The following is a 20,347-nucleotide window of genomic DNA, read 5'->3' on the forward strand; positions in this document are numbered from 1 at the left end:
AGTCCCTGCGGACTGCTTGTGCCTACGACAGGCCATGGGCCTCTGGCCCATGGCAGCCCGGCGCTCGGCCCGCAAAGTCCCTACTGCCCCTCGACCGAGCGCCGCTGACATGCCCATCGTCGTCACCCTCGACGTCATGCTCGCGCGCCGCAAGATGCGTTCGCGTGAGCTGGCCGAGCGCGTGGGCATCACCGAGGCGAACCTGTCGCTGCTGAAGAGCGGCAAGGTGCGCGGCGTGCGCTTCGACACGCTGTCGCGCATCTGCGAAGTCCTGCAATGCCAGCCCGGCGACCTGCTCGCCTGGGAGCCCGGCCCCGAGCCGCCCGAAGACACCTGAACCCCCGTGAACAAACCCCTCCTCCTCAGCCTCGTCCTGGCCAGCACGGCCGTCCACGCCCAGACCGAAGTCCTGCCCACCGTCAGGACCGAACTCAAGCGCGACGGCGGCGTGCTGCCCTATGGCCAGATCAACAGCCTGCTCAGCAAGCTGCGCCAGCACGGCGAGGGCCTGTTCCGCATGGACTTCAAGGTCAATGCCGAGAAGACCAAACGGCCCTTGTCGGAGGTGCGCATGGTCGTGCGCAGCGACGACACCGACTACCCGCTCAAGCTCGATGCCGAAGGCCGCTTCGACCTGCCCGTGCTGCCGGAGGCCGAGGCCAAGACGGCCGACCTGGCCACCAACGTGCCCAAGGGCCAGATGGCCGTGCAGGGCAGCCTGGAGCTGACCACGCCACCCGAGCAGCTCGACATGGCCAAGGTGCGCCAGATCATGCGCGTGGCCCACACGCTGCGTGAAGAGCTGCTGCCCTGGTACCTGCGCTGGCTGTTCCCGCGTGTCGAGGGCGTGCTCATCTGCAGCCCCACGCCGACCTGGGAACTGGAGTGGCAGGAGAACGGCAAGCTGCTCGGCCTGCCCCTGCCGCAGGCCGCAGGCGAGCGCGAGTTCGGCGCGAAGAAGGGGGAAAAGAGCCGCCCCTGCGCCGTGCTGACCGGCCAGGAGAACTGGCCCGATGCGGCCCGCCTGCTGCCACCGGCCGGCACCAAGCTCGGCGTGAAGCTGCAGAGCCGGTGAACCACCGCTGGGCCGCGCGCATCCTCGTCGTGGCGCTGCATGCCGCGCTGCTGGCGGCGCTGTGGCTGCACCGGCCACGCGGGCTCGATGACGAGCCGGTGCGGCGCGCCACCACGGTCAGGTTGATCCTGCCCAAGCTGAGGCCGCCGCCGCCACCTGCCGATGAGCCCATGCGGCTTTCCGCCAACCCGGCCGCAGCGCCTGTCATCACGCCGCTGCCTTTCAGCATCGACGCCACCGCCCCGACCGACGCGGCCATCACCGCGCCCCTCACGCCAGCCACCCCCGCCGCGCCGCCCACCGAGCCGCCCCGCACCACGCTGCGCCTGACGCTGCCGCCCGGCTACGGCGCGTCGTCCGCCACGGCGCGCAACCCGGCGCTGAGCGACCCGCGCAGCAACACGCCCAAGCTGACGCTGGAGGACCGCATCGCGGACGCCACCGGCGGCGCGGGCGCGTGGGTGGAGGAGCACACGAGCGAGAACAACGTCCAGGCCGTGGGCGCGCTGGGCGAGCACCGCACCGTCATGCGGCGCGGCAACACCTGCGTCGAGCTCTTCCGCTCGCGCATCTCCGACACGGACCCCTTCAACGGCAACGTGGCGCCGCGCGCCGCCAGGATGATGGGCAAGCCCTACAAATGCAGATGAGCGGTACGCGTCTCGAACAGGCACGAGCGACATAACCGAACATCTGGGCGGCAGGTTCAATGCCCCAGCCGCGCAACCCCGCGTCAGGCCTTCGGCGCCACTGGCAGCCAGATCTCGACCAGCGAGGCCGGTTCATCCGGGCAGAAGTCCGGGCCGTAGCGCTCGAAAGACGGGCCCGGGCGCTGCACGTAGCCGGACTCGGGCAGCAGCCGCTCATAGATCTCGCTGAAGCCCGCGCCCAGCCCGGACAGCGGGTAGCTGAAGCAGGCGTAAGCCCCGGCCGGCAGCTGCTGCACCGTCATGCCGGGCGGCACGGCGGCGGCCGACGTGACGGCGATGCCGGCCATGTACTCGAGCGCACCGTCCACCGACTGCATAACGCCATAACTAACCTGAGCCTCGGCCGGGTGCGCGATCTCGCCGATGCGCGCGACGAAGCGGGGCCACAGCGCCGGAATCTGCGGCGACCTCGGCAGGGTGCGGATCTGCAGGCCGACGACGGTGACGGCGGGGCGGTCGACGATGTTGAGGGTCATGGTGGAGTCCTGAAGTTAACGACGGCGACCGTTTTCGACAGCCCTTCAGCCCGCGTTCAACGGCGATGCCGACGCACGCTGCGCTTCAAGCAGCCGCAGCACGCGGCGCTGCACCTTGCCGGTCGTCGTCATCGGCAGGGCGTCGATGAACTCGATCTCCTTAGGGTACTCGTAGGGCGCCAACCGCGCCTTGACATGGGCCTGCAGCGTCTTGACGAGCGCCTCGTCACCCTTGTGCCCATCGGCCAGCACGACATAGGCCTTGACCAGCGCGCCGCGCTCGGCATCGGGTTTTGGCACGACGGCCGCGTTCGCCACGGCCGGGTGCTTGAGCAGGCAGTTCTCGATTTCTCCAGGGCCGATACGGTAGCCGGCACTCTTGAAGACGTCGTCCGCACGGCACTCGTACCAGAGCGTCCCGTCCGTGTCGCTGCGCGCCAGGTCGCCAGTGCGGCACCAACTGTCGTCGGTGGCGCCGGTGAACTTGGCCTGCGTCGCGGCCAGGTTGTTCCAGTAGCCGAGGAAGAAGACCGGGTCGGGCACGCCGTGGCGGTCGCGCGCGTGCACGGCCACCTCGCCGCTCTCGCCGTGTGCGCACTCGCGGCCGTCGTCGTCGATGACGGCCACACGGTGGCCCGGGTAGGCGCGGCCCATGCTGCCGGGCTTGGCCGGCCACAGCGCCTGGCAGTTGCCGACGACGTAGTTCATCTCCGTCTGGCCGAACATCTCGTTGACCGGCACGCCTAAAGCGTCGCGGCACCAGCTGAACACCGCATCACCCACCGCTTCGCCAGCGCTCATCAACGCGCGCAGCTTGAGCTTGTGGCGCTGCGGCCGAGGCTCGGCCTTCATCATGGCCTTGAGCGCCGTCGGGAACAGGAAGGCGTGCGTGACGCCATACGCCGCCATCAGCTCGAAGGCCTTGGCGGCCGAAAAGCGCCCCTCCCAGGCCACGATGGGCCGGCCGAAGTAGAGCGTGGGCAGCAAGGCGTCCATCAAGCCCCCAGTCCATGCCCAGTCGGCAGGGCTCCAGAAAACGGCATCGCTGGGCTGCCGGGCATCGAACGGATCGAAGCCTAGCCAGTTCTGGCTCGCGATGAAGCCCGTCAGGTTGCCGATCAGCGCCCGCTGCGGGATCAGCGCGCCCTTGGGGTTGCCGGTGGTTCCGCTGGTGTAGATCAGGATGGCCGCATCGCCCGCCTGGGTGGCCACCGGCTTGAAGCGCGCCTCCTCGGCCTGCAGGGCTTGCATCCACGGCAGTTCATCGCACTCCGCTGTGCATTCGCCGACGACCAGGATGCGCCGCAGCGTCGGGCAACGCGCCTTGACCTCGCGCAGCGCTGGCAGCGCCTCGCAGGCCGCGATGGCCAGCACCGCGCCGCTGTCTTGCAGGCGGTACTCCAGCGCCTCGGCGCCGAAGAGCATGGACAGCGGCATCGCCACCGCACCGATCTGCTGGATGGCGATGTGGGCCACGGCCGTCTCGAAGCGCTGCGGTAATTGGATGGCCACGCGGTGGCCGCGCCGCACGCCCTGGTTCAGCAGTGCGTTGGACAGGCGGTTGGCCGCGCGCTGCAGCTGCGCATAGCTGTACTGCGCGCGGCAGCCGCTCTCGCTGTCGAAGTAGATGGCCGTGGCCTTGGGCGTGTCCCGCGCCCAGCGGCCACAGCAGGCCTCGGCGATGTTGAAGTCGCTCGGCACCTGCCAGTGGAAGGCGGCGTGCAGTTGCTCGTAACGGTCTTGCATGGGCCACCCCGGGTTGGGACAAAGGGGGCGAATGCTAGCCAGCGGGCCCGGCCGCGAAGTCAGTGCTACCCCGGGGGGACCGCTTTCGGCACGCTGGGGCAGGCGTGGCGCTCCAGCAGTGCCGTCGTGAAGGCCCAGCTCTGCTGATGCATGCCGCGCTGGTTGTAGTGGGTGCGCGTCAGCGCCACCACCGCGCCCAGCGACGGCAGCATGACCATGAGGTTGCCGCCGTTGCCGGCCATCATCCAGCCGCTGAAACGCCCGCAGTGCAGCTCGAAATCGCGTCGCCAGAACAGCTCGCCGTAGTCCATGCCGAAGGGTGTCGTGCGGCGCACGCGCAGCAGGCTGTCGACCTGCGCCGGTGCGAGCACGGGCCGGCCACGCTGCTGAAGCATCTGCATCAGCGCCGCCCAATCGCGGGTTCGCAGGCGCAGGCCGCCGCCGCTCATGGTTTCGCCGGTGGGCGAGTGGTGCCACTGCCAGGGGCCGATGCCGAGGGGCTCGAACAGGCGGCGTTGCGCGTAAGCCTCCAGCCCGCCGGGCACGCGGCGCTGCAGCAACTGACCCAGCAACACGGCACCGGCGGTGCAGTAGGCCCAAGGCGCTTCGCGCGGCACGTCCCGCGTCGGCAGGTCCAGCGCCCAGCGAAGCCAGCGTGGCTGCGGGTACATGTTCTCCTCGTTGCCGGGGCTGGCATCGAGGTTGTCGTCGCAGTCGAGCGCTGACGACATGGTCAGCAGGTCTTCCACCGTGATGGCCTGCTTGGCCGGGCCATCGTGGGAGATGGGCCGTTCGGCCGCGAACGCAACGAACACCGGCGTGTCGCGCGTCAGCAGGCCGTCCTGCACCGCGGCAGCCACCAGCAGCGCGGTGACAGACTTGCCGACCGAGCGCGTGTCATGCAACGTGCTTGCAGCGGCGCCGCGCGCGTAAAGCTCCACCAGCACGCGGCCGTCGCGCTGCAGCAGCACGCTGGTAGCGCCGGGCAGTGCCTCCAACGCCGCGAGGTCATCGGGCTGTGGGGCGGGAACGGCCGGAATGGCGGCAAGCGCGGGAAGCGCGACAAGTAGGGTCAGAACGCGCAGGAATCTCATGGGGCCACATGCTCGCCAGCGCGGTGGCCGGCGTCTAGAACGTTTTGAACCCACGCAGCCAGGCCGCAGGTGCGCAGCCGTATTCGGCGCGGAACAGCCGTGTGAAATGGCTCTGATCGGCAAAGCCGAGCTGGGCCGCGACATCGGCAATCGCGCGCCCATCGCGCAGCAGGCGGGCGGCGCGGTTCAGCAGCGCGCGCCGCTGCAACTGGCCCGGCGACAGCCCGTAATGGCGCCGGAAGGCGCGCGACAGCGACACCTGATGCACGCCCGCCGCGCTGGCCAGGTCGGCCAGGCGCAAGGGTCGCTCGCAGTCGTCCACCAGTTGCTCCATGCAACGCCGCAGCCAGGCGGGCTCGCGGGCCTGGCGCACCGCGCGCTCCTCGCGCAGCGGCCGGGTCCGGCTCAAGGCGCAGAGCTGGCGGCAGCGGCCTTCGATCTCCAGCAGGCCGCCCAGGTCGAAGGCCGCAGGCTGCAGCGCCAGGCTTTGCGCAAACCGCTGCGCGCCGGCATCAAGACGCCGCGCACCGCCGTCCAGCAACGCAAGATCGGCCACCTGCTGCGCGCCCAGGCTCAGCGCGGCGAAGCGGCCGCCGAGGTCGACGAAGGTGTCGGCGTGGCGCGTGCCCGGCGGGTTCCACAGCACGTCGCCGGGGCCCAGCAACGTGTCGACGCCGCGCGCGCTGCTGCGGTAGCGGCCTGCCAGCACGACGATGAAATGCCCGTCCTCATGCTCATGCGGCGCGACGAGGTGGGCGGGGGTCAGCGCATGGAGCCGCGCCAGGCTGAAGCCCGCTACGTCGCAACGCACCTCGAAGTGGCCGTAGAACTGGGCATGCCTGAGCCGCATGCAGGCTGCCGGCCTACAGCCCCAGCCAGGCGGACGGCGACCACATGCTCGGCCGGTCGCCGTCGCTGTAGCGCTCCAGTGCGTCGCCGGTCAGGCGGCAGATGCGCCATTCGGGCATCACGTCGGCGCCCAGCTTCTCGTAGAAGCGGATGGCGTCTTCGTTCCAGTTCAGCACGGTCCAGTCGAAGCGGCCGTAGCCGCGCTCGCAGGCGATCTGGGCGAGGTGCACGAGCAGCCCGCGGCCCAGCCCGCTGCGGCGGTGGGCGGGGCGCACGTAGAGGTCTTCCAGGTAGAGGCCCGGCTTGGCGAGGAAGGTCGAGAAGTTTGTGTAGAACAGCGCGAAGGCGACGACCTCGCCCTCCACCTCGCCCACCATGCACTCGGCCACCGGCGAATCGCCAAAGAGATGGACCTCAAGTTTGTCGGGCGTGACCTCGAGCAGATGCGTCAGGTTCTCGAACTCGGCGAGCTCGCTGATCAACTGGACGATGGTGCGCAAGTCGCGCGGCTCGGCGGCGCGGATGTCGTGGCGGGATGGGGGCATGGTGCGCCATTGTCGGCTGACTGCCGTGTCCTACAGTGCGGAAATGCCCCATATCTACACGCCACGTCGCCCGCATTGCGATGAATTCCTGACCCTGCGCGGCCTGCGGCACCACGTCCTGCGCTGGGGCCAGCCGCGAGCCGGCGAGCCGCCGCTGGTCATGGTGCATGGCTGGATGGACGTCGGCGCGTCGTTCCAGTTCGTCGTCGACGCGCTCGAGCAGGACCGCGAGGTCATCGCGCTGGACTGGCGCGGCTTCGGCCTCAGCGCGGCCTCGGGCAGCGACAGCTACTGGTTCCCCGACTACCTCGGCGACCTCGACGCCCTGCTCGACGCGCTAAGCCCCGACGCGCCCGTCGACCTGCTCGGCCACAGCATGGGCGGCAACGTGGCGATGAGCTACGCCGGGGTTCGCCAAGCGCGTGTGCGCCGCCTCGTCAACCTCGAAGGCTTCGGCATGCCCGACGTGTCGCCTGCCGCCGCGCCCGAGCGCCTGGCGCGCTGGCTGGACGAGTTGAAGGACCCTCCCTCGCTGCGTCCCTACGCCACGCTGGCCGACGTGGCCGAGCGCCTGCGCAAGAACAACCCCCGACTGGGGCAGGACAAAGCCGCCTGGCTGGCCGGCCACTGGGCGCGTGAGACGCCTGAGGGCTTCCTGCTCAACGCCGACCCCGCCCACAAGCTCGCCAACCCCATGCTCTATCGCAAGGCCGAAGTGCTGGCCTGCTGGCAGCGGATCACGGCGCCGACGCTGTGGGTCGAAGGCAGCGACGACCAGCTGACGCGCTTCTGGGGCGGCCGCTTCCCACGCGAGGACTTCGAGGCCCGCCTGGCGCTGGTGCCAGGTCTTGCACGTGCCGTGCTGCAGGACGCCGGCCACATGCTGCACCACGACCAACCCGAGGCGCTGGCCGCCGTGCTTGAGCCCTTTCTGGCCTGAACGTCAAACTCGTGACGCTGGACCCTCAAGGCTCCGCGCTGAACTCCTCGTCGAGCCGCCTCATGCGCCACGCGTAGACGATGACGATGGCGCAGAAGCCCAGCAGCGCGCCTTGCGACGCCAGCCAGAAGGCCAGCGGCCAGCCGAACACCTCGACGCTGAGCTCGCGAGCGAAGAACACCGGCACGAAGGCGACGAGCCCCCAGGCCAGCAGCAGCCAGACCGTCAGGTGGCGCGTGCGGCGCCAGTAGTCGTCGGGGGGTGCTTCCTTCATGAGCTGATTCTGGCGCACAGATGCCCCCGAACCTGCCGCGGCGCGTCAGGCCCCCCGAGGGGGTCAAGAGACCTCGGGAACGGCCCGTCTCTCTCTTGAGAGAAAATCCGCCTTTTCCCAGAAGTAGAACGACTGTCATGGACATCGAACACATCAACCAAATTGGCAACTCGTTGGCCGACCTCACAGCGCGTACCGACGCGCTAAGGGGGTATCTTTGACTTCGATCGCAAAGCACTGCGACTGAACGAGGTCAACGCCTCGCTGGAGAACCCGAACGTCTGGAACGATCAGAAGCGGGCCCAGGAACTCGGCAAGGAAAAGCGCACGCTGGAGGCCGTGGTCGAGACGATCACGCTGTTGACCAGCTCGCTGGCCGACAACGTCGAGCTGTTCGAGATGAGCCGCGAGGAAGGCGACGAAGCCGGCATGCTGGGCATCGAGGCCGACGGGGCCAAGCTGCGCGAGAAGATCGAGGAGCTCGAGTTCCGCCGCATGTTCAACAACCCGGCCGACCCGCTGAATTGCTTCGTCGACATCCAGGCCGGCGCCGGCGGCACCGAGGCCTGCGACTGGGCCGGCATGCTGCTGCGCCAGTACCTGAAGTACTGCGAGCGCAAGGGCTTCAAGACGACGCTGGAAGACGAGACCCCCGGTGACGTGGCCGGCCTCAAGAGCGCGACCATCAAGGTCGAGGGCGAGTACGCCTTCGGCTTGCTGCGCACCGAGACCGGCGTGCACCGCCTGGTGCGCAAGAGCCCGTTCGACAGCTCCGGCGGCCGCCACACGTCGTTCGCGTCGCTGTTCGTCTACCCCGAGGTGGACGACAGCATCGAGATCGACATCAACCCGGCCGACGTGCGCACCGACACCTTCCGCGCCAGCGGCGCCGGTGGCCAGCACATCAACAAGACCGACTCGGCGGTGCGCCTGACGCACATCCCAACCGGCATCGTCGTGCAGTGCCAGGACGGCCGCAGCCAGCACGGCAACCGCGACGTCGCCTGGAAGCGCCTGCGCTCGCGCCTGTACGACCACGAGATGAAGAAGCGCATGGTCGAGCAGCAGGCGCTGGAAGACACCAAGACCGACGTCGGCTGGGGCCACCAGATTCGCAGTTATGTGCTGGACCAGAGCCGCATCAAGGACCTGCGCACGAACTACGAAACGTCTGCCACGCAGAAGGTGCTGGACGGGGATCTCGACCCCTTCATCACCGAGTCCCTCAAGCAGGGCGTTTGATCCCTGGGGCCGCCAGCGCGGCCCCTTCTCTTTTCCCCGACCCCCAAGGAAGCCCCTCATGCGTGAAGGCACTGCTCCCACGATCCAACGCCTGGACTATCAGCAGCCGGCGTTCTGGATCCGCAAGGTCGACCTGACCTTCGACCTCGACCCGGCCAAGACCCTGGTCACGAGCAAGATGCAGATCGAGCGCAACCGCGCCGTGCCGCATGGCGCGCTGCGCCTGCATGGCGAGGAGCTGAACCTGCTGCGCGTGCTGATCGACGGTGCCTCGGTGTCGTTTCGCCAGGAAGGCCACGAGCTGATCATCGAGGGCGCGCCGGACGCGGACTTCGCGCTCGAGATCCGCAACACCATCTGCCCGGACAAGAACACGTCTCTGTCGGGCCTGTACACCTCGGGCGGCAGCTTCTTCACGCAATGCGAGGCCGAGGGCTTTCGCCGCATCACCTACTTCCTGGACCGCCCGGACGTGATGGCCGTCTACACGGTCACGCTGCGCGCCGACGCCACCAAGTACCCCATCCTGCTGTCCAACGGCAACCTGACCAGCAGCGGCAGCTTGGACAACGGCCGCCACTTCGCCGTCTGGGCCGACCCCTTCCCCAAGCCCAGCTACCTGTTCGCCGTCGTCGCCGGCGACCTCGTCGCGCGTGAGCAGCGCGTGCGCACCCGTGCCGGCAAGGACCACCTGCTGCAGGTCTACGTGCGCCGTGGCGACCTGGAGAAGACCGAGCACGCGATGAACAGCCTCATCGCCTCCATGGTCTGGGACGAAGCGCGCTTCGGCCTGCCGCTGGACCTAGAGCGCTTCATGGTGGTCGGCGTGTCCGACTTCAACATGGGCGCGATGGAGAACAAGGGCCTGAACGTGTTCAACACGTCCGCCCTGCTCGCCTCGCCGGCCACGGCGACGGACGCCGACTTCCACCGCATCGAGTCCATCGTCGCCCACGAGTATTTCCACAACTGGACCGGCAACCGCGTCACCTGCCGCGACTGGTTCCAGCTGTCATTGAAGGAAGGCCTGACCGTCTTCCGCGACCAGGAATTCAGCATGGACATGGCCGGCACGCCAAGCGCCCGCGCCGTCTGCCGTATCCAGGACGTGCGCCAGCTGCGCGCGGTGCAGTTCCCCGAGGACAGCGGCGCGATGGCCCACCCGGTGCGGCCGGACAGCTACAGCGAGATCAACAACTTCTACACCGCCACCGTCTACGAGAAGGGCTCGGAGGTGGTGCGGATGTACCAGACGCTGGTGGGCCGCACCGGCTTCGAGGCGGGCATGAAGCTCTACTTCGAGCGGCATGACGGCCAGGCCGTGACCTGCGACGACTTCGCTGCGGCAATAGCCGACGCCAACCCGGGCTCGGATCTCACCACGCGCCTGGACACCTTCAAGCGCTGGTACTCGCAAGCCGGCACCCCGCGCGTGACCGCCCACGGCGAGTACGACGCCGCCACGCAGGCCTACACGCTGCGTTTGACGCAGCAGACGCCCGCCACCCCGGGCCAGAGCAACAAGCAGCCCCAGGTCATCCCCATCGTCATGGGCCTGCTGGACCGCCACGGCCTGGCGCTGCCGCTGGACGCAGATGGCAAAACCGAGCAGGTGCTGGTGCTCGACCAGGCCGAGCAGACCTTCGTCTTCAACGGCATCGCCAGCGAGCCCGTGCCGTCGCTGCTGCGCGGCTTCTCGGCGCCGGTCGTGCTGAACGACGGCCTCTCCGACGCCGCGCTGCTGGTGCTGATGCGCCACGACAGTGACCCCTTCAACCGCTGGGAAGCCGGCCAGCGCCTGGCGCTGAACCGCATCCTGCACGCGCTGCGGGCCGGCCAGCCGCTGGTGCTGAGCCCGATCTTCATCGACGCGATGCGCGGCGTGCTCAACCACGCCGAGCTGGACCCGGCCTTCAAGGAACTGGCGCTGACGCTGCCCGGCGAGGCCTACATCGCCGAGCAGCTCGACGTCGTCGACCCGCAGGCCATCCACGCCGCCGTGATGGCCGCTCAACAACAGCTCGCCAGCGCCCTGCGCGACGACTGGGCCGCCGCCTTCGAGGCCAACCAGATCGCGGGCGGCTACACGCCCGATCCGGTCTCATCGGGCAAGCGCGCGCTGGCCAACCTGGCGTTGTCCATGCTCGTGCTGGACGCGCAGGCGACGGGCGACGCGGTGTGGCCCGGCCGCGCCTACCAGCGCTTCAAGGACGCCTCCAACATGACCGAGCGCATGGGCGCGCTGGCGGCCCTCGTCAACGCCGGCGCCGAGCTCGCCGCACCGGCGCTGGAGCGCTTCCACGCCCTGTTCAAGGACGACGCCCTCGTCGTCGACAAATGGTTCGCGCTGCAGGCCCGCGCGCCGGAGAGCAACGGCCGCGTGTTCGCCCGCGTCAAGGCGCTCGTGAAGCACCCCGACTTCACGCTGAAGAACCCCAACCGCGCGCGCAGCCTGCTGGCGGCGCTGTGCATGGCCAACCCGGCCGCTTTCCACCGCAGCGATGCGGCGGGCTATGTGTTCTGGGCCGAGCAGGTGCTGGCCGTGGACGCCATCAACCCGCAGCTCGCCAGCCGCGTTGCCCGCGCGATGGACCGCTGGGCCCAGCTGGCCGAGCCCTATCGCAGCGCCGCCCGCGAAGCCATCGCCCGCGTGGCCGCCAAACCGGACCTGTCCAGTGACGTGCGTGAGATCGTCGAACGCGCCCTAGCCTCAGGAAACCCAGCATGAGCCGCCAGACCAGCCTGACCCAATACCTCGTCGAACAGCAGCGCGAACACGGCCACATCCCGCAGGAGCTGCGGCTGCTGATCGAGATCGTCGCGCGCGCCTGCAAGCGCATCGCCATCGCCGTCAACAAGGGCGCCTTGGGTGACGTGCTCGGCAGCGCCGGCAGCGAGAACGTGCAGGGCGAGGTGCAGAAGAAGCTCGACATCATCGCCAACGAGGTGCTGATCGAAGCCAACGAATGGGGCGGCCACCTGGCGGCCATGGCCAGCGAGGAGATGGACGGCATCTACGTCGTGCCCAACCGCTACCCACAGGGCGAATACCTGCTGCTGTTCGACCCCCTCGACGGCTCGTCCAACATCGACGTGAACGTCAGCATCGGCACCATTTTCAGCGTGTTGCGCAAGGTGGGCCATTCGCGCGGCGTGGCGGAAGAAGACTTCCTGCAACCCGGCAAGCAGCAGGCGGAGGCCGGCTACTGCGTCTACGGCCCGCAAAGTACGCTGGTGCTGACGGTGGGCGACGGCGTGGCCGTCTTCACGCTGGAGCGCGAGACCGGCTCCTGGGTGCTGACGCAGGACCAGGTCAAGATCCCGGACGACACCAAGGAATTCGCGATCAACATGTCCAACATGCGCCACTGGGCCCCGCCGGTGAAGCGCTACATCGACGATTGCCTGGCCGGCTCCACCGGCCCGCGCGGCAAGGACTTCAACATGCGCTGGGTGGCCAGCATGGTGGCCGACGTGCACCGCATCCTCACGCGCGGCGGCGTCTTTCTCTACCCGTGGGACCAGCGCGAGCCCGACAAGCCCGGCAAGCTGCGCTTGCTTTACGAGGCCAACCCGATGGCCTTCCTCGTCGAGCAGGCCGGCGGCGCGGCGACCAACGGCACCGAACGCATCATGGACCTCAAGCCCGGCAAGCTGCACGAACGCGTGGCCGTGGTGCTGGGCTCCAAGAACGAGGTCGAGCGCATCGCCGCCTACCACCGGGAAGCCGACTAAAAGAGTCGCTATACTCTTGGGCTGACTTCACGGTCAAGGCCGGCATAGCTCAGTTGGTAGAGCAGCGCATTCGTAATGCGAAGGTCGGGGGTTCGACTCCTCTTGCCGGCACCAGAACAGAAAAGGGCTTGATCGAAAGATCAGGCCCTTTGTCTTTCTGGCGCTCACGGCGTCAAGCTCAGAGGCCGTTCCCAGCACCGTCCTGCGTCAGGTTCTCGCGCAACTTGGCCAGCAGGGCCAGCAGTTGCCGGCACTCCGCCTCGTCCAATCCGCTGACGGCCTGCGTCGACACCCGTTGCGCCTGTTTGCGCACCTGCTGCTGCAAGGCCTTGCCCGATGCGCTGACCTGCAGGCGCACGCTGCGCTTGTCGCTTGCGTCGGCGCTGGCTTCCAGCAAACCGCGTTCGCGCAGACCCGCAATCAAGCGCGCCACCTGGCCCTTGTCGCGCCCCGCGTGCTGCACCAGCTCGCTCTGCGTCGCCCCCGGCCGCGAGGCGAAGAAGCCGAGCGTCTTGGCCTCCATGTGGCTCAGGTCATGCGCCCCATCCTTCAGCGCTCGGAACTGCAGCGAGCGGAATTGATGCATGACCTGATGGACGCTCTCCACGACCTCCTCGGCCAGGTTAGATTTATTGTTGACAATATCAACTTGTTTACGCATGATGGATGACATTATCAACCAATACCCCACCACCATGTCCGACCTTGCCAGCCCTCCCCTTCGCCGCATCCAACGCATCCGCCATGAATTGCACCGGCGTGATCTGGAAGTCACACGCGTTGAACGACTGAGCCCGCATTTCGTCGCCATCACCTTGCATGGCGACTCGCTGGCCAACTTCCGTTCCGACTCCTTCGACGACCACGTCAAGGTCTTCTTCGACGACACGCCAGGCGAGCCCGCGCGCCGCGACTACACGCCGCGCAGCTTCAACGTGCAGCGCCTCGAGCTGACCCTCGAGTTCGCCTTGCACGGCAGCGGCGCAGCCTCCGACTGGGCACGGCAAGCGGCCGTCGGCCAACGCCTCGTCGTGGCCGGGCCGCGCGGCTCCATGGTCATCCCGGTCGACTATGACTGGCACCTGCTCATCGGCGACGCCACTGCGCTGCCGGCCGTGCATCGCCGTCTTGAAGAGCTGCCGCCCGAGGCGCGCGTCATTGCGCTGCTGCAGGTCGACGACGCCGCAGACCGCCGGTTGTTTCCTGAGCAGATGCAAGTGCAATGGGTGGAGACAACCGCAGAGTTGCAAGCCGCCGTCGCCGCACTGACGCTGCCTGAGGGCGAAGGCTTTGCCTGGGCCGCGGGCGAGGCGTCCGCGATGGCTGCCGTGCGGCCGCTGCTGGTGGCCAAGGGCCTGACCAAGGAGGCGCTGAAAGTGGCTGCCTACTGGAAGGCCGGCGCCGAAGCCTTCCATGAGACGCTGGAGGCATAGAAGAATGTCCCACGTCGGGGCGACAACTGGGGCGCCGGGGATCTACAAAATGCCCGCATGTCATTCCTCGACCGCCTCCTCGGCCGCCCCACCCTCGAGATCCTGATCCAGGACGTCACGCGCTGGTTGGAGGGCCAGGGCTGCACCGACATCAAGGCGTTTCCCGAACGCCTGGAGATGAAGGCCAGCCGACGCGGCGGCGTGCACACCCTCTCCTTGAGCAACCTGCGTCGTGAATACGAGCAGACGCCACGCGGCGAGCGCCAGGCCCTGCTGAACAAATTCCTCGCCAGCCTGCTCGTCGACGACGCGATGCCGACCCGCTACGCCGAGGCCAGGCCCAAGATCATGCCGGTTGTGCGGTCCACAGGTGGCATGGGCATCGCCCGGCTGAGCACCGCTGGCGCCGACGCGCCGCCGGGCTCCGAGGCCGCACAGCGCCCGCTGGTCGCGGACCTCATCGTCGCCCTGGTCATCGACCTGCCGAACTCCATGATGTACGTGCAGGAGCGCTCGCTGACCGAATGGGGCGTCTCCTGGGAGCAGGCGCTACAGGACGCGCTGGACAACCTGCGCGGCCTGCCCGAGCACGGCGGCTGGTCGGAGATTGCGCCGGGCGTCTGGAGCGGTGCCTGGGGCGACACCTACGAAAGCTCGCGCCTGCTGCTGCCCGACCTCATCTACCGGCTGGGCATTGCCGACCCGGTGGCGATGGCGCCGTTCCGCAATGCGCTGCTGGTGACTTCGGCGTCCAACGCCTCCGGCATCGAGCAGGTCGTAAAGATCGCCCACGACGCGCTGGACGGGCAAGGCCGCTGGGTCTCGTTCGAGTTGGTGCGCCTGCAAGGCACGACGTGGACCCGCTTCGAGTTGTCGGGCAAAGCCGCAGCGCGACAGGCGCAGATGCTCGTGCGCAGCCAAGCCGAGGATTACGAAGGCCAGCGGCAGGTGCTGGAAGGCCAGCACGAGGCGCAGAACATCGACCTCTTCGTGGCCAGCTACACGCTGATGCAGAAGGACGGCGAGCCGCTGACGAGCTACTCGGTGTGGTCGGACGGTATCGGCACGCTGCTGCCGCAGGCCCAGAGCATCGTGCTGCTCTACCGCGACGGCGAGGAGACCTGGCACACCCGCCTGGCGTGGGCGACGGTGCTGGAGCACTTCGGGCACCTGATGGAGCGGACCGCGCACATCCCCGTGCGCTACCGGGTCAGGCGGTTCCCCGACCGCGCCGCGCTGCAAGCGCTCGCGGCCTTGGCCAGCCTGGACTGACCACACAGGAAGACCGCCCCAACGCCTCAACCTGCCGTGCCGGGCTCGGACAGGAAGATCTCCACCCGCCGATTGGCCGCGCGGCCGCCCTCGGTGTCGTTGCTGGCCACCGGCTCGTGCGAGCCACGGCCCGCAATGCTGACGCGCGACGATGAGATGCCACGGGCGCCCAGGTAGTCGCGCACGGCCAGCGCGCGTTCGCGAGACAGCGGGTCGTTGATCTGGTCGCTGCCGGTGCTGTCGGTGTGGCCGACGACGGTCACGCGCACGTTGGCGTCGAGGTTGCGGCCGATCTCGTCGAGCACCGGGCGCATCTGCGGCCGGATGTCGGCACGGCCGGTGTCGAAGGACACGTCGCTGGGCACGTTGAGCTTGAGTCGGTTGTCGTCGGTGCGGGCCACCTCGACGCCGGTGCCCTGGCTGGCGCGGGCCAGGGCCTCGCGCTTGTCTTCCATGTGCTTGGACCACAGGTTGCCGGCCACCGCGCCGAGCGCGCCGCCAATGGCGGCGCTGCGGCCCGTGCTGCCGCCGGTGGCGGAGCCGATGACGGCACCGGCCACGGCGCCGACGCCGGCGCCCTGGGCGGTGCCGCGTTCACGCTCGCTCATGGACGAACAGCCGGCGGTGAAAGCGAGCGCGGCGGCAAGCGCCACGACGCCGCTGCGGCGGAGGGAAGTAGAGGGGGTGAAATTCATGCAGGTCTCCTGGGGGAAAAGTAGCTGAAGCTGATTCCGAAGAAAAGGCCGCCGGCCCGTTGGGGCGCGGCGGCCTTCTGCGCTGCAAGCGTTAGATCGTGCGCGTGGTCGCGTGCACGTCCTTGAAGACTTCCTTGGTATCGCCAACGGCCTTCTGGGCCTTGCCTTCGATCTGGTTGGCGGCACCCTTGACCTGCTGGTCGGTGCTGCCGATGGCTTCACCCACCTTGCGTTGCACCTTGCCGGCCACGTCCTTGACGCTGCCCTTCACTTGGTCGCTGTTCATGTCGTGCTCCTTTGCATGGGCCGTGAAGCGGGATGCCTCTCGGTCTGACTTCAGAGTAGGTGGCGGCGGGCGGCGGCAGGGCCGGAGATCGCCCTGTCTGCCAGTGGGTCAAGTCCTACGGCGGGTTTGACTGCTAACTGGGAAGTTACGCGCACGGCCAACCGTCCTACGTCGGCGTCGGGCGTCGTCTGCTCCCCGGCTCATTGCTGCTCGCCGATGCTTGAGCCATCAACACTTCTTTCCAGGAGAAAACCATGGGCAAGTACTTCCTCGCTTGGCTGCTCGGCGTTCCGGGCATCGTGCTGCTGCTGGTCTACCTGTTCTTCCACTGAAGCACGGGAACGGCCGTCGCCGCGAGTTGTGCGACGGCGGCCACCAGCGTGTGCGGCGCCACCGGCTTGGCCAGATGGAGCTGGTAGCCGGCGCTCAGCGCGAGTTCGCTGTCCTCCCGGCTTGCATAGGCAGTGAAGGCGCCGGCAGGTGTGTGGCCGCCGGCCTCGGCCGGCAACGCACGCACGCGGCGGATCAGCTCATAGCCGTCCTGCCCCGGCATGCCAATGTCGCTCAGCAGCACGGACGGCAGCCCCTGCTTCAGTAGCTGCAGGCCGTCCTCGGCGTTGGCGGCCACGGTGACGCGGGCGCCTGCCCCCTCCAGCATGTGGGCAGTCACGGCGCGCAAGTCGGCCTCGTCGTCGATGAGCAGGACATGCACGCCGGCCAGCGCCGAGTTGCTCGGCGAGCCACCCGCCGCAGCGGCGCTGCCGGCCGGTGACGCTGCGGCGCGCAGGTCGGGCGCGATGGGCAGGCTGACCGTGAACGTGGCGCCGTGCCCAGGGCCATCGCTGCGCGCCTTGACATCGCCGCCGTGCAGCAGCACGAGCTGCCGCACGATGGCCAGGCCGATGCCTAGGCCGCCATGGCGGCGCGTCGTCGTCGCGTCATGTTGCTGGAAACGCTCGAACAGCCTTGACAGGAAATCGGCCGCGATGCCCTTGCCGGTATCGCTCACGGTGATGACGGCCTGCCCGTCGGAGATGCCCAGTGCCACGTCGATACGGCCGCCACGCGGCGTGAACTTGATGGCGTTGTCCAGCAAGTTGGCGATGACTTGCTGCAGCCTTGCTGGGTCACCCATGACCCAGCAGCCGCTCTCAGTACCGAAGCTGGTGTGCAGCACCAGGCCGCGGGCGGTGACGGTGGGCAAGGCCGAGTCGATGGCGGTGGCGAGGATGCCGTCGAGCTCGATGCGCTGGCGGTCCAGCCGCAGCTGACCCGACTCGATGCGGGTCATGTCCAGCAGGTCCTCGATGAGCTGGACCTGCAGCCGGGCGTTGCGCGAGATGGCGTCCAGCCCGTGCTTGAGCGTGTCCGCATCAAAGGTGCCGCGCTCCAGCACGTGCGCCCAGCCGAGGATGGCCGACAACGGCGTGCGCAGCTCGTGCGACAGCGTGGCCAGGAATTCGCCCTTGAGGTGGCTGGCACGCTCGGCCTCGGCGCGGGCCACCTGAGAGGCGCGCAAGGCCTCCTCGCGGGCGCGCTCCTCGGCGCGGCGGGCGGAGATGTTCTGCGTCAACTTCAGGAAGCCCAGCAGCTCACCGTTCGGGCCGCGCAGCGCGGTCAGCACGACGGCCACCTCGATGCGGCTGCCGTCCTTGCACAGCCGCTGGCCCTCACCCTTGTACTCACCCCGCTCGGCCGCCACGCGCAGCTCCAGCGCCGGCTGCCCGCGCTCGCGGTCCTCGGCGGTGAAGAGGTCGGCGAAAGGCATGCCCACGGCGTCCTCGGCCGAGTAGCCCTTCAGCAATTCCGCGCCGCGGTGCCAGGAGCTGATGAGCCCTTGCGGGTTGATGGTGTAGATGGCGTAGTCACGCACGCCGTGCAGCAGAGCCTGCAGCGTCGCCGCGCGCTCATGGCGGCTGCTCTCCAGCGGGCTCAGCCCGTGGGAGTTTGCGCCGTCGGCGTGTTCTTCGGTCATGTAGGCCTCCTGGGCTCCGGCCCTGTCAATTGATTGCAGTTTCACAGCACGCCGCGTGCCCGGCACCCGCCTTGCCACGCGACCCGACAACTCTGGAGACCACCATGGCCCGCATCGCCGACATCATGTCCACCGACGTCACCACCATCCAACCGCAGGAAAGCCTGCGCCGCGCCGCCCAAGCCATGCAGGAGCTCGACGTGGGCGCCCTGCCCGTCTGCGACGGCGAGCGGCTGCTGGGCATGCTGACCGACCGCGACATCATCGTGCGCGGCATAGCCGCCGGCCTGAACCCGGATCAAGCCTGCGTGTCCGACATCATGAGCCCCGGCGTGGACACCTGCTCGCCTGAACAGGACAGCGACGAGGCCAAGCGGCTGATGGGCGAACGCCAGGTGCGGCGCCTGCCAGTGGTGGACGCCGATCAGCGCCTCGTCGGCATCCTCTCGCTGGGTGACCTGGCGGTGCGGGAGAGCGGCCACATCGACCGCGCCGTGCGCGAGATCTCCCAGCCCGCAGCAGGCTGAGAGGGCGCTCGAAGCGCCGCAGAGGGACCGGGCACACCCCGTGCCCTGGACATGCATGCCTCTTCAATATCCGGCCTCCACGGCCTTTCCTGCCCTTTCAGCCCTTCCTGCCCTCCTTTCGTTGACGGCCGCGCTCAGCGGCTGCGGCGAAAGCACCCGCCTGCCGGCCAATGCCGATGTCGGAACCCAGCCCGCGCTCGTCGCGCCGGTGCAGACCCTCTTGCCCACCGTCAACGTGGCCAAGCCCAGCCCCTGGAAGGACGGCCAGACGCCGACTCCGGCCACCGGGCTGCAAGTGCAGGCCTTCGCCACCGGGCTGGACCATCCACGCTGGCTGCAGGTGCTGCCCAACGGCGACGTATTGGTGGCCGAGAGCAATGCGCCGCCACGGCCGGACGACGGCAAGGGCATCAAGGCCTGGGTGCAGAAGCTGTTCATGAAACGCGCGGGCGCCGCCGTGCCCAGCGCCAATCGCATCACGCTGCTGCGCGATGCCGATGGCGACGGCCGCGCCGAGGTGCGCGAGGTGTTCGCGCAGAACCTCAACTCGCCCTTCGGCATGGCCGTGGTGGGGAACCGTTTCTACGTCGCCAACACCGACGCGGTGCTGGAGTTTGCCTACGCGGACGGGCAGACAAAGCTCGATGGCCCGGGCCGCAAGCTGACGGACCTGCCGGCCGGCACCCGCAACCACCACTGGACCAAGAGCCTGATTGCCAGCGCCGATGGCCGGCACCTCTATGCCACGGTCGGCTCCAACAGCAACGTGGCCGAGAACGGCATGCAAGCCGAAGAAGGCCGCGCCGCCATCTGGGAGATCGACCGCGCCAGCGGCGCAAAGCGCCTCTTCGCCACCGGCCTGCGCAACCCCAACGGCATGGCCTGGCTGCCCGGGCCCGGCAGCCAAACGCCCACCGTGCTATGGACCGTGGCCAACGAGCGCGACGAGCTCGGCAGCGACCTCGTGCCCGACTACCTGACCGCCGTGCATGACGGCGCCTTCTACGGCTGGCCCTACAGCTGGTACGGCCCGCACGTGGACGAACGGGTGAAGCCGCCGCGCCCCGACCTCGTCGCCCGCGCGCTCGCGCCGGACTACGCGCTCGGCGCGCACGTGGCCGCCCTCGGCCTCACCGCCGCAGGCGCCAGCCCGCTGCCGGCCGCGCTGGCGGGTGCCGCGCCGGGTGGCGTCTTCATCGGCATGCACGGCTCATGGAACCGCAAGCCGGCGGCGGGCTACAAGGTCGTCTACGTCGGCTTTGCAGATGGCCGGCCGCAGGGCCTGCCGGTGGACGTGCTCACCGGCTTCCTCAGCCCCGAGGGCGAAGCCCGTGGCCGGCCGGTAGGCGTGGCCATCGACACCAAGGGCGCGCTGCTGGTGGCTGACGATGTGGGCAACGTGGTGTGGCGCGTGGCGCCACGCTGAGCCTTCTCAAGCGGCGCATTCGGGCCGAGCGCCGGGCCGCTCCCAAG

21 protein-coding genes and 1 tRNA gene are annotated in these 20,347 nt (G+C 68.8%); 12 read left to right on the forward strand and 10 right to left on the reverse strand.

Going from position 1 to position 20,347, the window contains the following annotated elements:
• Nucleotides 1-109 precede the first annotated feature (109 nt).
• From ABIS05_RS11910 to ABIS05_RS11920, 3 genes are read left to right on the forward strand one after another with little or no spacing between them, the layout of a single operon-like run.
• Nucleotides 110-337 (forward strand): helix-turn-helix transcriptional regulator, encoded by a 228-nt coding sequence (locus ABIS05_RS11910; RefSeq protein ID WP_348012556.1) that lies wholly within the window; start codon nucleotides 110-112, stop codon nucleotides 335-337.
• A 6-nt stretch (nucleotides 338-343) separates the two neighbouring features.
• Nucleotides 344-1,075, forward strand: a complete 732-nt coding sequence (locus ABIS05_RS11915) for a DUF2987 domain-containing protein (RefSeq protein ID WP_348012557.1) — start codon at nucleotides 344-346, stop codon at nucleotides 1,073-1,075.
• Nucleotides 1,072-1,725, forward strand: a complete 654-nt coding sequence (locus ABIS05_RS11920) for a hypothetical protein (protein WP_348012558.1) — start codon at nucleotides 1,072-1,074, stop codon at nucleotides 1,723-1,725. Before ABIS05_RS11915 ends, ABIS05_RS11920 begins: the two co-directional genes overlap by 4 nt.
• A gap of 83 nt (nucleotides 1,726-1,808) precedes the next feature.
• On the opposite strand, the gene ABIS05_RS11925 is transcribed toward ABIS05_RS11920, so the two are convergent.
• The 5 genes from ABIS05_RS11925 to ABIS05_RS11945 form a co-directional block, all read right to left on the reverse strand.
• Nucleotides 1,809-2,261 carry a GyrI-like domain-containing protein gene (locus tag ABIS05_RS11925; protein ID WP_348012559.1) on the reverse strand — a complete coding sequence of 151 codons (453 nt, stop codon included), beginning with the start codon at nucleotides 2,259-2,261 and terminating at the stop codon, nucleotides 1,809-1,811.
• Nucleotides 2,262-2,306: 45 nt separating this feature from the next.
• Nucleotides 2,307-4,007: an AMP-binding protein gene (locus ABIS05_RS11930; RefSeq protein WP_348012560.1), complete on the reverse strand. Its 1,701-nt coding sequence runs from the start codon at nucleotides 4,005-4,007 to the stop codon at nucleotides 2,307-2,309.
• A gap of 65 nt (nucleotides 4,008-4,072) precedes the next feature.
• The gene (locus tag ABIS05_RS11935; RefSeq protein WP_348012561.1) at nucleotides 4,073-5,101 is read right to left on the reverse strand and encodes a serine hydrolase; all 1,029 of its coding nucleotides are present in this window, start codon (nucleotides 5,099-5,101) and stop codon (nucleotides 4,073-4,075) included.
• Nucleotides 5,102-5,135: 34 nt separating this feature from the next.
• Nucleotides 5,136-5,951 (reverse strand): AraC family transcriptional regulator, encoded by an 816-nt coding sequence (locus ABIS05_RS11940; RefSeq protein ID WP_348012562.1) that lies wholly within the window; start codon nucleotides 5,949-5,951, stop codon nucleotides 5,136-5,138.
• A gap of 13 nt (nucleotides 5,952-5,964) precedes the next feature.
• Nucleotides 5,965-6,495: a GNAT family N-acetyltransferase gene (locus tag ABIS05_RS11945; protein WP_348012563.1), complete on the reverse strand. Its 531-nt coding sequence runs from the start codon at nucleotides 6,493-6,495 to the stop codon at nucleotides 5,965-5,967.
• Between the two features lie 43 nt (nucleotides 6,496-6,538).
• On the opposite strand from ABIS05_RS11945, the gene ABIS05_RS11950 reads away from it, so the two are divergent.
• A complete protein-coding gene (locus tag ABIS05_RS11950; protein ID WP_348012564.1) occupies nucleotides 6,539-7,435 on the forward strand; it encodes an alpha/beta hydrolase in 897 nt (298 codons plus the stop codon).
• Between the two features lie 25 nt (nucleotides 7,436-7,460).
• On the opposite strand, the gene ABIS05_RS11955 is transcribed toward ABIS05_RS11950, so the two are convergent.
• Nucleotides 7,461-7,709: a DUF4212 domain-containing protein gene (locus ABIS05_RS11955; RefSeq protein WP_348012565.1), complete on the reverse strand. Its 249-nt coding sequence runs from the start codon at nucleotides 7,707-7,709 to the stop codon at nucleotides 7,461-7,463.
• Nucleotides 7,710-7,846: 137 nt separating this feature from the next.
• Between ABIS05_RS11955 and prfB the strand changes: the two genes are divergently transcribed.
• From prfB to ABIS05_RS11975, 4 genes are all read left to right on the forward strand, one after another.
• Nucleotides 7,847-8,951 (forward strand): peptide chain release factor 2 gene (prfB, locus tag ABIS05_RS11960; RefSeq protein WP_348012566.1). Its coding sequence is split into 2 segments (ribosomal slippage): nucleotides 7,847-7,927 and nucleotides 7,929-8,951, totalling 1,104 coding nucleotides; the frame shifts between segments, so codons are not numbered across the junction.
• Nucleotides 8,952-9,009: 58 nt separating this feature from the next.
• Nucleotides 9,010-11,679, forward strand: coding sequence for an aminopeptidase N (gene pepN, locus ABIS05_RS11965; protein WP_348012567.1), 2,670 nt, complete (start codon nucleotides 9,010-9,012; stop codon nucleotides 11,677-11,679).
• The gene (locus ABIS05_RS11970; RefSeq protein WP_348012568.1) at nucleotides 11,676-12,686 is read left to right on the forward strand and encodes a class 1 fructose-bisphosphatase; all 1,011 of its coding nucleotides are present in this window, start codon (nucleotides 11,676-11,678) and stop codon (nucleotides 12,684-12,686) included. Before pepN ends, ABIS05_RS11970 begins: the two co-directional genes overlap by 4 nt.
• A 38-nt stretch (nucleotides 12,687-12,724) precedes the next feature.
• Nucleotides 12,725-12,800, forward strand: a tRNA-Thr gene (locus tag ABIS05_RS11975).
• A gap of 64 nt (nucleotides 12,801-12,864) precedes the next feature.
• Here the strand turns inward: ABIS05_RS11975 and ABIS05_RS11980 are convergent.
• Nucleotides 12,865-13,383 carry a MarR family transcriptional regulator gene (locus ABIS05_RS11980; RefSeq protein WP_348012569.1) on the reverse strand — a complete coding sequence of 173 codons (519 nt, stop codon included), beginning with the start codon at nucleotides 13,381-13,383 and terminating at the stop codon, nucleotides 12,865-12,867.
• Between ABIS05_RS11980 and ABIS05_RS11985 the strand changes: the two genes are divergently transcribed.
• Nucleotides 13,382-14,119, forward strand: coding sequence for a siderophore-interacting protein (locus tag ABIS05_RS11985; RefSeq protein WP_348012570.1), 738 nt, complete (start codon nucleotides 13,382-13,384; stop codon nucleotides 14,117-14,119). The two genes, ABIS05_RS11980 and ABIS05_RS11985, sit on opposite strands and share 2 nt — an antisense overlap.
• Nucleotides 14,120-14,176: 57 nt before the next feature.
• Nucleotides 14,177-15,391 carry a hypothetical protein gene (locus tag ABIS05_RS11990; protein ID WP_348012571.1) on the forward strand — a complete coding sequence of 405 codons (1,215 nt, stop codon included), beginning with the start codon at nucleotides 14,177-14,179 and terminating at the stop codon, nucleotides 15,389-15,391.
• Between the two features lie 26 nt (nucleotides 15,392-15,417).
• Here the strand turns inward: ABIS05_RS11990 and ABIS05_RS11995 are convergent, their stop codons facing one another.
• From ABIS05_RS11995 to ABIS05_RS12005, 3 genes are all read right to left on the reverse strand, one after another.
• A complete protein-coding gene (locus ABIS05_RS11995) occupies nucleotides 15,418-16,086 on the reverse strand; it encodes an OmpA family protein (RefSeq protein WP_348012572.1) in 669 nt (222 codons plus the stop codon).
• Between the two features lie 91 nt (nucleotides 16,087-16,177).
• On the reverse strand, nucleotides 16,178-16,372 hold the full coding sequence (locus ABIS05_RS12000; RefSeq protein ID WP_348012573.1) for a CsbD family protein: 195 nt from the start codon (nucleotides 16,370-16,372) through the stop codon (nucleotides 16,178-16,180).
• A gap of 313 nt (nucleotides 16,373-16,685) precedes the next feature.
• Nucleotides 16,686-18,347, reverse strand: a complete 1,662-nt coding sequence (locus tag ABIS05_RS12005) for an ATP-binding protein (protein WP_348012574.1) — start codon at nucleotides 18,345-18,347, stop codon at nucleotides 16,686-16,688.
• A gap of 104 nt (nucleotides 18,348-18,451) precedes the next feature.
• On the opposite strand from ABIS05_RS12005, the gene ABIS05_RS12010 reads away from it, so the two are divergent.
• A complete protein-coding gene (locus tag ABIS05_RS12010) occupies nucleotides 18,452-18,874 on the forward strand; it encodes a CBS domain-containing protein (RefSeq protein ID WP_348012575.1) in 423 nt (140 codons plus the stop codon).
• Between the two features lie 55 nt (nucleotides 18,875-18,929).
• On the forward strand, nucleotides 18,930-20,300 hold the full coding sequence (locus ABIS05_RS12015; protein ID WP_348012576.1) for a sorbosone dehydrogenase family protein: 1,371 nt from the start codon (nucleotides 18,930-18,932) through the stop codon (nucleotides 20,298-20,300).
• The last annotated feature ends 47 nt before the right edge of the window (nucleotides 20,301-20,347 follow it).

Origin of the sequence: Roseateles sp., assembly GCF_039929605.1 — a bacterium.
Lineage (GTDB): Bacteria > Pseudomonadota > Gammaproteobacteria > Burkholderiales > Burkholderiaceae_C > Pelomonas.

What these genes read in the sequence shown, in the direction of transcription:
- ABIS05_RS11910 (WP_348012556.1), top strand. Translation starts at nt 110, where the DNA reads ATGCCCATCGTCGTCACCCTCGACGTCATGCTCGCGCGCCGCAAGATG.
- ABIS05_RS11950 (WP_348012564.1), top strand. Translation starts at nt 6,539, where the DNA reads ATGCCCCATATCTACACGCCACGTCGCCCGCATTGCGATGAATTCCTG.
- ABIS05_RS11945 (WP_348012563.1), bottom strand. Translation starts at nt 6,495, where the DNA reads ATGCCCCCATCCCGCCACGACATCCGCGCCGCCGAGCCGCGCGACTTG.
- ABIS05_RS11955 (WP_348012565.1), bottom strand. Translation starts at nt 7,709, where the DNA reads ATGAAGGAAGCACCCCCCGACGACTACTGGCGCCGCACGCGCCACCTG.
- ABIS05_RS11925 (WP_348012559.1), bottom strand. Translation starts at nt 2,261, where the DNA reads ATGACCCTCAACATCGTCGACCGCCCCGCCGTCACCGTCGTCGGCCTG.
- ABIS05_RS11930 (WP_348012560.1), bottom strand. Translation starts at nt 4,007, where the DNA reads ATGCAAGACCGTTACGAGCAACTGCACGCCGCCTTCCACTGGCAGGTG.
- ABIS05_RS12010 (WP_348012575.1), top strand. Translation starts at nt 18,452, where the DNA reads ATGGCCCGCATCGCCGACATCATGTCCACCGACGTCACCACCATCCAA.
- ABIS05_RS11940 (WP_348012562.1), bottom strand. Translation starts at nt 5,951, where the DNA reads ATGCGGCTCAGGCATGCCCAGTTCTACGGCCACTTCGAGGTGCGTTGC.
- ABIS05_RS11980 (WP_348012569.1), bottom strand. Translation starts at nt 13,383, where the DNA reads ATGGTGGTGGGGTATTGGTTGATAATGTCATCCATCATGCGTAAACAA.
- ABIS05_RS11990 (WP_348012571.1), top strand. Translation starts at nt 14,177, where the DNA reads ATGTCATTCCTCGACCGCCTCCTCGGCCGCCCCACCCTCGAGATCCTG.
- ABIS05_RS11935 (WP_348012561.1), bottom strand. Translation starts at nt 5,101, where the DNA reads ATGAGATTCCTGCGCGTTCTGACCCTACTTGTCGCGCTTCCCGCGCTT.
- ABIS05_RS12015 (WP_348012576.1), top strand. Translation starts at nt 18,930, where the DNA reads ATGCCTCTTCAATATCCGGCCTCCACGGCCTTTCCTGCCCTTTCAGCC.
- ABIS05_RS11995 (WP_348012572.1), bottom strand. Translation starts at nt 16,086, where the DNA reads ATGAATTTCACCCCCTCTACTTCCCTCCGCCGCAGCGGCGTCGTGGCG.
- ABIS05_RS11985 (WP_348012570.1), top strand. Translation starts at nt 13,382, where the DNA reads ATGTCCGACCTTGCCAGCCCTCCCCTTCGCCGCATCCAACGCATCCGC.
- ABIS05_RS12005 (WP_348012574.1), bottom strand. Translation starts at nt 18,347, where the DNA reads ATGACCGAAGAACACGCCGACGGCGCAAACTCCCACGGGCTGAGCCCG.
- ABIS05_RS12000 (WP_348012573.1), bottom strand. Translation starts at nt 16,372, where the DNA reads ATGAACAGCGACCAAGTGAAGGGCAGCGTCAAGGACGTGGCCGGCAAG.
- pepN (WP_348012567.1), top strand. Translation starts at nt 9,010, where the DNA reads ATGCGTGAAGGCACTGCTCCCACGATCCAACGCCTGGACTATCAGCAG.
- ABIS05_RS11970 (WP_348012568.1), top strand. Translation starts at nt 11,676, where the DNA reads ATGAGCCGCCAGACCAGCCTGACCCAATACCTCGTCGAACAGCAGCGC.